The sequence below is a fragment of the Stenotrophomonas sp. YJH_SMC_14-1 genome, assembly GCF_059372275.1.
This window is the reverse complement of the sequence record NZ_JCAFVK010000008.1, coordinates 109,054-121,825: the sequence shown is the minus strand read 5'-3', so window position 1 is coordinate 121,825 and position 12,772 is coordinate 109,054. Positions and strand designations below refer to the sequence as shown.

The window sequence follows — 12,772 nt, the reverse complement described above, 5'->3', positions numbered from 1 at the left end:
GTCCGTGCCCATGACGGCAACCCGCGAACTGGGCCGTTCCGGCCTGCATGTACGTCCGCTCGCCTTCGGTGGCAACGTGTTCGGCTGGAGCGCCGATGAAAAGGCCAGCTTCGCCCTGCTCGATGCCTTCGTCGACGCCGGCTTCAACCTGGTCGACACCGCCGATGTGTATTCGGCCTGGGTGCCGGGCAACGCCGGCGGCGAATCGGAAACGCTGATCGGCAAGTGGTTCGCGCGCAGCGGCAAGCGCGACAAGGTGGTGCTGGCGACCAAGGTGGCCAAGTGGGCCGAACGCCCCGGCCTGACCCCGGACAACATCAATGCCGCGGTCGAGGATTCGCTGCGCCGCCTGCAGACCGACGTGATCGATCTGTACCAGGCCCACGAGGATGACGAGTCGACGCCGCTGGAAGCGACCCTGGCTGCGTTCGGCCGGTTGATCGAAGCAGGCAAGGTGCGTGCGATCGGTGCTTCCAACTACAGCGCCACGCGCCTGGCCGATGCGCTGAAGGTGTCCACCGACTACAGGCTGCCGCGTTACGAAACGCTGCAGCCGGAGTACAACCTGTATGACCGCGCCGGCTACGAAAAGGAACTGGAACCGCTGGTGCAGCGCGAACAGATCGGCGTGATCGGCTACTACGCGCTGGCCAGCGGCTTCCTCAGCGGCAAGTACCGCGCGCCGGCCGATGCGGCCAAGAGCCCGGCGCGTGGCGAGATGGTGGTGAAGCGCTATCTGAACCCGCGTGGCCTGCGCATCCTGCAGGCACTGGATGACGTGGCCAGCAAGCACAACGCCAGTGCCGCGCAGATCGCACTGGCATGGCAGATCGCACGGCCGTCGATCACCGCACCGATCGTCAGCGCCACCAGCGTCGAGCAGCTGCACGATCTGCTGGCGGCGGCAAACGTGTCGCTGAGCGTGCAGGATGTCGCGCAGCTGGATGCCGCCAGCGCGGAAGCCTGAGGGCCGGTAGTGCCGGCCGCTGGCCGGCATTGCACACATACCGAAGAAAATAATTGAACAAAATGGTTGCGCACAACTAAATCGTGGTTTATCGTGCGCACCTCGTTTCAACAACCACTGGAAACTTCCCTTGAACGCGCATTCCGTCGCCATCGCCAAACTGCTGCCATGCCTGCGCATGGACGGGCCGGCGCGCGCGTTCGGCAAGGAAGACCAGCTGACAACGGCCTGATACCCGCCCTGCGGAGATCGGCCACCCCGATCTCCGAGGCCTGACGACGCCCTCGGAACGCAAGTCCCGGGGGCGTTTTCGTTTGCGTCGACACAAGGACCCGCGATGCCAGAACTGCACCCCGCGCGACGACCCGCCGCTCACTGACCCAGGCTTTTCCCACCCCGCCGAAGGATTTACTTCGCGCAACTGGCAGCGCCTGGACATTATCTGCATCGCACCCAAACATTATCGCTCGCGATAATGTCGTTGGCCTGCACCCTCGATTCTCCAACGGTCCCGTTTCATCCACGGGCTGGTGCGCGCGGCGTTGCCGTGGCGTATGCCGGAGGTCGCGGACATGCCATCGCCTGGATCGCCTGCTGGAGGCAGGCGCCGGTTCGCCGGTACGCGGTTCGATTCCGCGCGGTCCCCAACTGGATAGCTCAGCTTGGTCAGAGCAACGGATCCGTAATCCGTCTGTCGTGGGTTCGATTCCCACTCCAAACCACATGACCTGTCACGTCATGACTTGAAGCAACACCCGGGGTGCAAGCCCCAGCGGCCATCGTCGCCGTCCACCGACATCGCCTTCGGGCAGGAACGTGGAAGGCAACGGACCGCACGCCGGGCCCCGGCCCGCCGCCACTGCCAGCCACGTTCCGCACCGGTGCTGCCTGCCGGGAACGACGATGGCAGCACTGCCGGCGCACCGAAGGCTCCGCGCGCGGACCGTCCGCCGATGGCCGCCCTCTTCCGCTGCCTGCACGTGATGTGCAGGCAGCCTCGCCACGACCGGATCGACCCGGGTCATGGCGATTCATCCGCAACGGGTCGAACCACCAGAGCCATACAAGGAGAGACTCCCATGTTCTGGATCATCAAGGTCGTGATCGGCGACGGCGAGCGCGGCCTGGTGTATCGCAACCGTCGTTTCCAGCAGATCCTGCTGCCGGGCGTGCACCGCCTGTCGCCGTTCGGCGGCCGGCCGCACGTGGACATCCACACTGCATCGAAGGGCGCGGCCTACACTGGCAGCGACCAGGACAGCCTGATCGAAGCGCTGGGCGCACAGCTGGACACGCACTTCGTGCTGGCCAACGTCGGCGCCAGCGAGGTCGGCCTGTTGCTGCGCAACGGCCGCATCGATGAAGTGCTGCCGCCGGGCAGCCGCCGTCTGTACTGGCGCGGTTCGGTCGATACCCAGGTGCAGGTAATGGCGTTGGGTGACCAGCCGCGCATTCCGGCCGACGTGCAGCAGCGGCTGGGTCAATTGGGCGTGCTGCCGCGTGTGGCGGTGATCAGCACGGTGCCGAGCGAGTCGGTCGGCCTGCTGTTCATCGATGGCACGCTGCGGCAGACGCTGGACGCCGGCCTGCACGCGTTCTGGAACTTCAACGGCAACGTGTCGGTGGAGCGTGTGGAACTGCGTGCACGTTCACTGGACGTGTCCGGCCAGGAACTGCTCAGCCGCGACAAGGTGACCCTGCGGGTGAACCTGGCCGCGACCGTGCAGGTGGTCGACCCGGTGCTTGCGCACCGCACGCTCAGCAATGCCGATGAGTTCGTCTATCGGCAGCTGCAGTTCGGCCTGCGCCAGGCAATTGCCGCGCGCAGCCTGGACGAGCTGCTGGGTGACAAGGCGGCACTGGACGGCGAGATCGCTGCGCATGTGCAGGCGGCGATCGAAGGCCACGGCGTGCGCTTGCTCGGCGTCGGCATCAAGGACGTGATCCTGCCGGGCGAGATGAAGGAGATCCTCAACGGCGTGGTGCTGGCCGAAAAGCAGGCCCAGGCCAGCGTGATCCGTCGCCGCGAGGAGGCCAACGCCACGCGTTCGCAGCTCAACACCGCAAAGCTGATCGAGGACAACCCGGTGCTGATGCGCTTGAAGGAGCTGGAGGCACTGGAGAAGGTCACCGAGAAGATCGACACGCTCACCGTGTTCGGCGGCCTGGATGGCGTGCTGAAGCAGCTGGTGACGATCAGGTAGGGGGTCGCGGTGGCGCAGGGACGCGCCGCCGGCCCATCAAGGACATTAAAGAAGACATGGACACTCAACAGAACTATCAATGGCTGCATGCCGAGGGCACCACGCCGATCAAGGGCTGGGTCAACGGAGTGCCGCTGGAAGCGCAGGCACATGAGCAGCTGCGCAACATCGCCGCGATCCCGTTCGTCGGGCCGTGGGTGGCCGTGATGCCGGACGTGCACCTGGGCAAGGGCGCGACCGTCGGCTCGGTGATCCCGACCCGCGGGGCGATCATCCCGGCCGCGGTCGGCGTCGACATCGGCTGCGGCATGGCGGCGGTGCGTACCACGCTGCGCGCCGATGACCTGCCCGATGACCTGCGGCAGCTGCGCAACAGCATCGAGCGCAGCATCCCGGTCGGCAATGGCCGTGGCGGCGAACATCACCGCATGCCCGACAGCATCCACACCCGGCTGGTGCAGTCCGGGCTGGCCGCCGGCCTGGAGAAGATCAAGGACAAGCACCGCAGGATCCGCACCGACAAGCTCGACCGCCAGCTGGGTACGCTGGGCGGCGGCAACCACTTCATCGAACTGTGCCTGGACGAGACGGACACGGTGTGGGTGATGCTGCACAGCGGCTCGCGCGGCACCGGCAACCTGATCGGCACCTACTTCATCGAGAAGGCGCGCGAGGAACTGGCGCGGCGCGTGCTGGGCTTCCACCTGCCGGACAAGGACCTGGCGTTCTTCATGGAAGGCGAGCCGCTGTTCGATGACTACGTTGAAGCGGTGTCGTGGGCGCAGGACTACGCCCGGCAGAACCGCGAGGCGATGATGTCGCGCGTGCTGGCCGAGATGCGCCACCGGCTGCCGAAGTTCCAGCTGGCGGCGATGGCGGTGAACTGCCACCACAACTACGTGCAGAAGGAGACGCACCACGGGCAGGAACTGCTGGTGACGCGCAAGGGTGCGGTCAGCGCGCGTGAGGGCGAGCTGGGCATCATTCCCGGCAGCATGGGCACGCGCAGCTACATCGTGCGCGGCAAGGGCAACGCGGACAGCTTCCACAGCTGCAGCCACGGCGCCGGCCGGGTGATGAGCCGTGGCACGGCGCGCCAGCAGATCACGCTGGCCCAGCACCGCGAGGCCACCGCGCACGTGGAATGCCGCAAGGACAGCGGCGTGCTGGACGAGTCACCGGCCGCGTACAAGTCGATCGACGATGTGATGGCCGCGCAGCTGGACCTGGTCGAGGTGGTGCACACCCTGCGGCAGGTGCTGTGCGTGAAGGGGTAATGGAGCGGTGCCGGCCAAGGCCGGCCTCTACCAGAGCAACACGTGGCGTCGGGGGTCAGATCCCTTTCTGCGAAAGGGATCTGACCCCGGCACATTCAGCGCGGCACGCTGTCCTCGGCCACCAGCGCATGGTGCACGCCGATGCCCGCGCGCACGCCTTCGGCCATGGCCAGGGTGATGTTGCCCACCGTGGTCGCATCGCCTGCGGCATACACGTTCGGCACCGAGGTGTGCTTCATCGCATCGACCTCGATCAGCACGCCCAGCGGGCTCTCGACCAACGTGCAGCCCAGCTGCTGCACCAATGGCGTGGCCATCGCCTGGGTGGCCGGCACGAACAACGCACGCTGGGCGATTCGGCGGCCGTCGGCCAGCTCCACTTCCAGCCAGGTCGGCTGGTCGCCCTGCACGCCCAGCACGGGTGACGTCTCGATCTGCACGCCGCGCTGCTGCATGGCGGCGCGCTCCTCATCCGTGATGTCCAGTCCCATGCTGAAGAACGTGACATTGCCCCAGTCCGCGAACAGCGGCGCCTTGCTGGCGGACATCGGATGACCACCAAGCAGGCCAATGGCACCACCACCCACTTCATAGCCATGACAGTACGGGCAGTGCAGCACGGTGCTGCCCCAGCGCTCGGCGAGGCCCGGCAACGCCGGCAACTGGTCGGCAATACCGCTGGCGAGCAGCAGCTTGCGCGCGGCCAGCGCCTGGCCATCGGCGGTACGCACTTCCACGCCTTCGGCGCGGGCGGTGGCCTGCACGGCTTCGGCATGCACCCAACGCACCGTGGGGTAGTCCAGCAGCTGCTGGCGCGCGGTCTTCAGCAGCTCGGCGCCACTGATGCCATCCAGCCCGAGCACCCCGTGCGAATGACTGGCGAAACGGTTGCGCGGCGAACCGGCGTCGATGACGGTGACCGGGCGACGGGCACGGGCCAGGATCAGGCCGGCGGCAATGCCGGCATAGCTGCCGCCGACGATGAGCACATCAGGATTCATGGTGACCTTCCAGGGAACGGTGATGGGCAAGATGGCGGGCGAAGTCGGCGCCGAGCTGGTCCAGGGTGGTCGCCTGCAAGCGTTGTTCGAGCAGGCGCTGCGCCTCGCGTGCACCCTCGAGCAGGGCGCTGTTGACCAGCTGCTGGATCGGGCAGCCACCGCCGGAGTCGCGTGCGCCGACCTGGACCAGCGGTGGTGCGCCCACCGCCAGGTAGATGTCATGCAGGGTGATCGCCGCGGCATCGCGTGCCAGCAGGCTGCCGCCGCCGTGGCCGCGGGTGCTGCGCACCAGGCCGGCCTTGTGCAGCTGCGCCAGCAGGCGACGGATCACCACCGGATGCGTCGGCAGGCAGGACGCCAGCTGCTCGGACGTGCGCGGGGCGGCATGGCCGACCAGATGCGCCATCACATGCAGGGCGTCGGACAGTGGATTCGCGGATTTCATGTAACAACAATAGTTACATTTAAATTCTCTGTCGAGAGTCTTCTTTCGTTCCATATGGACACATTTGTCCTATGAAACATCCCCTTCACATCACTAAACGAAACGGTAATGTGATGAGCGTCGCACTTCAGACGCGAGGGGACAGGTCGATACCGCATTGCCCCTTCCCGAGAGTCCCTTCCATGAAAGCGTCTGTCCGTGCTCCGCGCCTGCAGTCCAAGCTGCTCGGCGCGGTTTCTGTTGGTCTGGCCGTGGTCCTGCTGTGCGCATTGGCGGGCCTGGCCTCCGCCTGGTTGAAGTTGTCCACCGAGGTTCCACCCGAAGTCGCGCACAGCCGCGACGCCGAACGCCTGCAGCGCGAGTTCCGCGGCCAGGTGCAGGAATGGAAGAACGTGCTGCTGCGCGGCCACGACGACGCGCTGCGCCAGCGCCATCTGGACGCCTTTGACAGCGAGGGCCGCCTGGTCGAGCAGCTGGCCAGGGGCCTCGTAGCCAGCCCGGACATACGCACGCGCGAACTGGCACAGTCCTTCATCGGCCTGCACACGCAGCTGCAGAAGGACTACCACGCCGCCCTGCAGGCGTTTGCGGAAGCCGGCTACGATCCCGCCGCCGGCGACAACCTGGTGCGTGGCAAGGACCGCCCGGTGGCGACCGCACTGGATGCGCTGAGCACGCATGCCACGCAGGTGGCCGAAGCAACCGTAGCGGCGCGGTCGCAGCAGGCGCGGCAGACCCTGCTGCTGTGCGCGGCGCTGACCGTGCTGGCCGCCGTGTTGCTGCTGATGGGCCTGGCCTGGTGGCTGCGGCGCGCGGTGGTGCAGCCGGTGCTGGCGGTGGAAGCCGCTGCGCGTGCCGTGGCCGCCGGTGATCTGCAGCACGTGGTGCAGGTGCGCAGCCGCGACGAGATCGGTCGCCTCGCGCAGGCGATGCAGGCGGTGCAGTCCACGCTGCGCGGCGTACTGGACGCACAGGCGACGATGGCGCAGGCGCATGACGCCGGCACCATAAGCCATCGCATGGATGCCAGTGCGTTCCCGGGCGCGTTCGGCACCATGGTGGCCGATTGCAACACGCTGGTTGACGCGCACATCCAGGTGAAGATGCGCGCGATCTCGATCATGGGCCGCTATGCCGTCGGTGACCTCAGCCAGGACATGGAACGCCTGCCCGGCGAAAAGGCCGTGATCACCAACGCGTTGGATACGGCCAAGGCCAATCTCGGCATGATCAACGGCGAGATCCGCCGCCTGGCCGAAGCCGCCGCCGCCGGTGACTTCAGCCAGCGCGGCGACAGCGCACGCTTCGAGCATGATTTCCGCGCAATGGTCGACGGCTTGAACCGATTGATGCAGACCACCGAACTGAACCTCGGCGAGGTCTCCAGCATGCTGCGCGCGATTGCCGATGGCCGCCTCGGCGCGCGCATGCACGGTGATTTCCAGGGCGTGTTCGCGCGTATCGCCGGCGACGCGAACACCACCGCTACGCAGCTGGCAACCATCGTCACCGACATCAAGCACGCCTCCGGCAACATCCACACGGCGGCGGCGGAGATCGCCGCCGGCAACAACGATCTGTCGCGCCGTACCGAACAGCAGGCCGCCAACCTGGAAGAGACGGCGGCATCGATGGAGGAACTGACCTCCACCGTGCGCCAGAACGCCGAGCATGCGCGCCAGGCCAACCAGCTGGCGATCGGCGCGCACACCGTTGCCTCTCACGGCGGCAGCGTGGTCGGCCAGGTGGTGACGACGATGGGCGCGATCGAAACCTCGTCGCGGCAGATCGCCGAGATCATCAGCGTGATCGACGGGATCGCCTTCCAGACCAACATCCTGGCGCTGAACGCCGCGGTGGAAGCGGCACGCGCCGGCGAGCAGGGCCGCGGCTTCGCGGTGGTTGCCAGCGAAGTGCGCACCCTGGCACAGCGTTCGGCGGCAGCCGCGAAGGAGATCAAGGCGTTGATCGAAGCGTCGGTGGAACAGGTCGGCCACGGTGCACGGCGCGTGCGCGAGGCCGGTGACACCATGGCCGAGATCGTGGCGTCGGTGCAGCGCGTCACCGACATCATGGCCGAGATCTCCGCCGCATCGCAGGAGCAGAGCGCGGGCATCGAACAGGTCAGCCAGACCGTGATCCAGATGGACGGCACCACCCAGCAGAATGCCGCGTTGGTGGAGGAAGCCAGCGCCGCCGCGCGCAGCCTGGAGCAGCAGGCGAACCGGTTGATCGACGCGGTGGATGTGTTCGATCTGTCGACCACCGCCGCAGCGAAGGACGCGCTGGCGCGCGCGGCCTGATTGATCCGGTTGCCGGCCAGCGGCCGGCACTACCCCGCGATGAACGGTAGTGCCGGCCGCTGCCCGGCAACCCCACCACGACCTCAGCGCAGGTAATCGCTCCGCGCCATCGCTTCAGCCAGGTAATCCAGGAACGAGCTGATCCGCGCCGACACCGCCGTGTTGCGGTAATACACCGCGTGGATCGGCTGGTACACATCCAGCGTCTGCGTCGCCAGCACCGGCACCAGAGTGCCGGCGGCGCGGTCGCGGTCGGTCACGAAGTCGGACAGGCAGGTGATGCCCACGCCTTCCACCGCCAGTCGGCGTAGTGTTTCGCCGCTGGACACCGCGATATCCGGACGCACCCGCAGCAGGCCATCGGCATCGCCCGGCAGCGGCCAGTGATTCAACGATTCCGGTTCGTTGAAGCTGAGCAGGGTGTGCTGGCCCAGCGCGGCGACGCTGGCCGGTTCGCCGTGTGCCGCCAGGTAGGCCGGACTGGCCACCAGCCGCAGCTGGCAGCGACCCAACGGCCGCGCATGCAGGGTGGAGTCGGCCAGCGGCCCGATCCGGATCGCCAGGTCGGTGCGCCGTTCCAGCAGGTCGATGTAGCGCTCGGAGCTGTTCAACTCCAGCTGCACCTCCGGGTAGCGCGCGCGGTACCCGGCCACCAGCGGCGCGATCACGTGCAGCACGAACGGCATCGCCGCATCCACGCGCAGGCGCCCGGCCGGGCGCTCGCGGCGGGCGGCCATCTGTTCCTCGGCGGACTCCACCGCATCGATGATCGCCCGTGCATGGCGCAGATAGGCCTCGCCCTCTGCGGTCAGGTGCAGGCGGCGGGTGGTACGGGTCAACAGGGTGGTGCCGAGCTTGTCTTCCAGACGCCCCAGCGCCCGGCTCACGCCCGACGGCGTCTGCCCCAGCTGTTCGGCGGCAGCACTGATCGACCCGCTGTCTATCACCGCGAGGAAGGCCTGCATTTCATCGAGAGTGGTCTTCATGCCGCCATTATTGACTGGACGGCAATAGTGATTGGCGTGAAGACCGGTTTTTCGGCAAAGGTGCGCCGCGCACACTGCGCGCCTTCCTTCCCTCCGGAGCCGGTCATGATCCGTGGCATTCCCCTCGCCCTGCTGGCGCTGACCCTCGGTGCCTTCGCCATCGGCACCACCGAGTTCGTCATCGTCGGCCTGATTCCCACCATTGCCGCCGACCTTCAGGTCAGCCTGCCCTCGGCCGGCCTGCTGGTCTCGCTGTATGCCCTCGGCGTGGCCATCGGTGCGCCGGTGCTGACCGCGCTCACCGGCCGCGTACCGCGCAAGTCGCTGCTGGTGGCGCTGATGGTGCTGTTCACCCTCGGCAACGTCATCGCCTTCCTGGCGCCGGGCTACACCTCGCTGATCGTCGCCCGCATCCTCACCGGCCTCGCCCACGGTGTGTTCTTCTCGATCGGTTCGATCATCGCCACCGCGGTGGTGCCGAAGGAGAAGGCCGCCAGCGCGATCGCCATCATGTTCACCGGCCTCACCGTGGCGCTGGTGACCGGTGTACCGCTGGGCACCTTCATCGGCCAGCACCTGGGCTGGCGCGCCACCTTCCTGGCGGTGGCCGCGCTGGGCGTGATCGCCCTGCTCGGCGCGCTGCTGTTCGTGCCGCGCAGCGTGCCGCAGAGTGCGCCGGCCAGCTTCCGCCAGCAGCTGGCCGTACTCGCCCAACCCCGCCTGCTGCTGGTCTATGCGATGACCGCGCTGGGCTACGGCGGCACCTTCCTGGCCTTCACCTATCTGGCGCCGATCCTGCAGGACGTCACTGGTTTCTCGGCAAACGCAGTCAGCCTGGTGCTGCTGGTGTACGGCGTGTCGGTGGCGATCGGCAACCTGTGGGGCGGGCGCATGGCCGACCGCATGGGCCCGGTGCCCGCACTGAAGCGCATCTTCGCCCTGTTGGCCGTCGTGCTGTTCGTGCTCACCTTCACCGCCTACAACACCTGGCTGATGCTGCTGACGGTACTGGCACTGGGTGCGGTGGCGTTCGGCAACGTGCCCGGCCTGCAGGTGTATGTGGTCAAGCAGGCTCAGCGCTATGCGCCGCAGGCCACCGACGTCGCATCGGGGCTGAACATCGCCGCCTTCAACATCGGCATCGCGCTGGGCGCCTCGCTCGGCGGCCTGGTGGTGGAGAACATCGGCCTGATGCACACGCCGTGGCTGGGCGCGCTGGTGGTGGTGGGTGCGTATGCATTGACCGTGCTCAGCGGCCGCCTGGACCGCCGCGACGGCATCGATGACCGCGCCGATGGCATCGCCGTGGCCACGCATTGAGATAGGTCATGCCCTGCCGGTACGGTGGTGCAATGCACCGTTGCCGGCACGCATGCGGCCACTGGCCTACCCTTTGCTGGATATTCGCATCCCTCCCCTCTGCTGGAGCTCCCCATGACTGTCCCCGCCTTCGGTCTCGGCACCTTCCGCCTGAAAGACCAGACCGTGATCGACTCGGTGCGCAATGCGCTGGATGTCGGCTACCGCGCCATCGATACCGCGCAGATCTACGGCAATGAAGCCGAGGTCGGCCAGGCCATCGCCGATTCCGGCGTGCCGCGCGAAGAGATCTACCTGACCACCAAGGTCTGGATCACCGCGTTCAAGCGCGAAGCGCTGCTGGCCAGCCTGCGTACCAGTCTGGAAAAGCTGCGCACCGATCATGTGGACCTGACGCTGATCCACTGGCCGTCGCCGAACGACAAGGTCGACGTGCCGATGGAGGAGTACCTGCCGGCGCTGGCCGAGGCCAAGGCACAGGGCCTGACGAAGGCGATCGGCATCTCCAACTTCACCATCGCCCAGACCCGCAAGGCCATCGAGATCCTTGGCGCCGATGCCATCGCCACCAACCAGATCGAGATCCATCCCTACCTGCAGAACCGCCTGCTGGTGAAGTTCCTGCAGGACAACGGCATCCACGTCACCGCCTACATGAGCCTGGCCTATGGCGAGGTGATCAAGGACCCGGTGATCCAGGCCATTGCCGGCCGCCACCAGGCCACTCCGGCGCAGATCGCGCTGGCCTGGGCGCTGCAGCAGGGCTTCTCGGTGATCCCGTCGTCGACCAAGCGCGAGAACCTGTCGAGCAACCTGGAAGCGGCAGCGATCCGCCTGACCGACGAAGACATGGCGCAGATCGCCAAGCTGGACCGTGGCCATCGCCTGGCGAATCCGGAAGGGATTGCACCCGCCTGGGATTGATCCCGACCGCGGTTGCGGATCGGAATCGGTAGGTGCCGCCCTTGGTCGGCACTGACCTCTGATGGATCATTGAAACACCGTGCGGACCAAGGTCCGCACCCACCAGAAGCGGCTTTGGCCTAGCCCTGCAGCAACCACCCGCGCATCGCCACACTGACCTCGTCCGGCTTCTCCATCGGGGCCAGGTGCCCGCAGTCCGGCACCACCACCAGCTGCGAGTGCGGCACCAGGGCGTGCATTTCCTCGCTGACCGCGAGTGGCGTAATGCGGTCGTTGGCCCCGCAGATGATCAACAGCGGATCGCGGTAGCCAGCCAGCACGTCATGGCCGTCACGGCGTTCCAGCGCACTCTGGCGCAGGAACACGTCCGCGCCCAGGCGGGCGGTCATGTCACGCACACGTTGCACCAGCACGTAATCATCCAGCCGCGAGGCATCGATGTAGCTGCGCATCAGCACATCGCCGAAGCCATGGAACTTGCCGGGCAGGCGCACGCTGGCGCGCTGGCTGCGGCGCTGTTCGGCACGTTCCGGTGAATCGGCGTGGATCGAGGTATCGACCAGCGCCAGCTGCAGCACGCGTTCCGGCGCGATGCGCAGGATCTGCTGGGCGACGAAGCCACCCAGCGAGAAACCGGCGAGGGCGAAGCGTTCCGGCGCCTGCGCCAGCACGTCCTCGGCCACCGCCTGCAGGGTCTCGCCGCGAGTCTGGTCGCCTACCGTGCAATCGGCGATGTCGGCCAGATCGGCCAACTGCGCGCGCCACAGTTCGGCATCGTTGAGCAGGCCAGGCAGCAGCAGCAGGGGGATACGGTCGGTCATGCGGGTATTGTCGCGCCGGTGCGGTGGCAAGGACATGCCGTGGCTGGCCCTGTGCGTTGCAGAACCGGCCCAGCAGCGCGACGACACGCTAGGATGCAGCCCTCGACCCTACCCGTTCCAAGGATGCGGCCATGGCAGACCCTTACAACAGCGGCAACCCGACGACCTCGCTGACACGTTTCGACGATTCACTGGTCACCACCGCCTTCGAGTTGCCCGGCCATCGCGTGGTGCGCAACCTGGGCGTGGTGCGCGGCATCACCGTGCGCTCGCGCTCGATCGTCGGCAATTTCCTCGGCGGCATCCAGACCCTGTTCGGTGGCAACATCACCATCTACACCGAGCTGTGCGAACAGGCCCGCGAGGAAACCTACCGCGACATGGTCAAGCACGCGCGGCAGCTGGGCGCCAACGCGATCATCGGCATGCGCTACGACGCCACCGATGTGATGACCGGGCTGACCGAAGTGCTGTGCTACGGCACGGCAGTGGTGGTGGAACCGATGCGGTAGCCTGGTCGTAGA

Annotated in this window: 11 protein-coding genes and 1 tRNA gene; 8 read left to right on the top strand and 4 right to left on the bottom strand. The window is 67.0% G+C overall.

The annotated features are described in order from the left end of the window. Positions 1–10: 10 nt before the first annotated feature. From AC5P9P_RS16695 to AC5P9P_RS16680, 4 genes are all read left to right on the top strand, one after another. Positions 11–967, top strand: coding sequence for an aldo/keto reductase (locus AC5P9P_RS16695; protein WP_033833800.1), 957 nt, complete (start codon positions 11–13; stop codon positions 965–967). A 648-nt stretch (positions 968–1,615) separates the two neighbouring features. Beyond that, positions 1,616–1,689, top strand: a tRNA-Thr gene (locus tag AC5P9P_RS16690). A gap of 357 nt (positions 1,690–2,046) precedes the next feature. Continuing rightward, entirely contained in the window at positions 2,047–3,171 is a 1,125-nt protein-coding gene (locus AC5P9P_RS16685; protein ID WP_495232972.1) for a slipin family protein, read from the top strand. A gap of 56 nt (positions 3,172–3,227) precedes the next feature. After that, positions 3,228–4,448, top strand: a complete 1,221-nt coding sequence (locus AC5P9P_RS16680) for an RtcB family protein (RefSeq protein WP_049406694.1) — start codon at positions 3,228–3,230, stop codon at positions 4,446–4,448. A gap of 95 nt (positions 4,449–4,543) precedes the next feature. On the opposite strand, the gene AC5P9P_RS16675 is transcribed toward AC5P9P_RS16680, so the two are convergent. After that, positions 4,544–5,449, bottom strand: coding sequence for an NAD(P)/FAD-dependent oxidoreductase (locus tag AC5P9P_RS16675; protein ID WP_033833803.1), 906 nt, complete (start codon positions 5,447–5,449; stop codon positions 4,544–4,546). Then, positions 5,439–5,894, bottom strand: coding sequence for an Rrf2 family transcriptional regulator (locus AC5P9P_RS16670; protein WP_033833804.1), 456 nt, complete (start codon positions 5,892–5,894; stop codon positions 5,439–5,441). The genes AC5P9P_RS16675 and AC5P9P_RS16670 overlap by 11 nt, the downstream gene beginning before the upstream one ends. Before the next feature lie 182 nt (positions 5,895–6,076). Here AC5P9P_RS16670 and AC5P9P_RS16665 point away from each other — a divergent pair, with 182 nt between their 5' ends. Then, positions 6,077–8,197 carry a methyl-accepting chemotaxis protein gene (locus tag AC5P9P_RS16665; protein WP_024958519.1) on the top strand — a complete coding sequence of 707 codons (2,121 nt, stop codon included), beginning with the start codon at positions 6,077–6,079 and terminating at the stop codon, positions 8,195–8,197. 83 nt (positions 8,198–8,280) lie between these two features. Here AC5P9P_RS16665 and AC5P9P_RS16660 read toward each other — a convergent pair whose 3' ends face one another. Continuing rightward, a complete protein-coding gene (locus tag AC5P9P_RS16660; protein WP_161771987.1) occupies positions 8,281–9,183 on the bottom strand; it encodes a LysR family transcriptional regulator in 903 nt (300 codons plus the stop codon). Positions 9,184–9,288: 105 nt separating this feature from the next. Here AC5P9P_RS16660 and AC5P9P_RS16655 point away from each other — a divergent pair, with 105 nt between their 5' ends. Together AC5P9P_RS16655 and dkgB are read left to right on the top strand one after the other, a co-directional pair. Beyond that, a complete protein-coding gene (locus AC5P9P_RS16655) occupies positions 9,289–10,503 on the top strand; it encodes an MFS transporter (RefSeq protein ID WP_005411585.1) in 1,215 nt (404 codons plus the stop codon). A 114-nt stretch (positions 10,504–10,617) separates the two neighbouring features. Beyond that, a complete protein-coding gene (gene dkgB / locus AC5P9P_RS16650; RefSeq protein ID WP_012481584.1) occupies positions 10,618–11,427 on the top strand; it encodes a 2,5-didehydrogluconate reductase DkgB in 810 nt (269 codons plus the stop codon). Between the two features lie 119 nt (positions 11,428–11,546). On the opposite strand, the gene AC5P9P_RS16645 is transcribed toward dkgB, so the two are convergent. Beyond that, positions 11,547–12,248 carry an alpha/beta fold hydrolase gene (locus AC5P9P_RS16645; protein WP_033833843.1) on the bottom strand — a complete coding sequence of 234 codons (702 nt, stop codon included), beginning with the start codon at positions 12,246–12,248 and terminating at the stop codon, positions 11,547–11,549. Positions 12,249–12,379: 131 nt separating this feature from the next. On the opposite strand from AC5P9P_RS16645, the gene AC5P9P_RS16640 reads away from it, so the two are divergent. Continuing rightward, a complete protein-coding gene (locus AC5P9P_RS16640) occupies positions 12,380–12,760 on the top strand; it encodes a YbjQ family protein (protein ID WP_033833807.1) in 381 nt (126 codons plus the stop codon). The last annotated feature ends 12 nt before the right edge of the window (positions 12,761–12,772 follow it).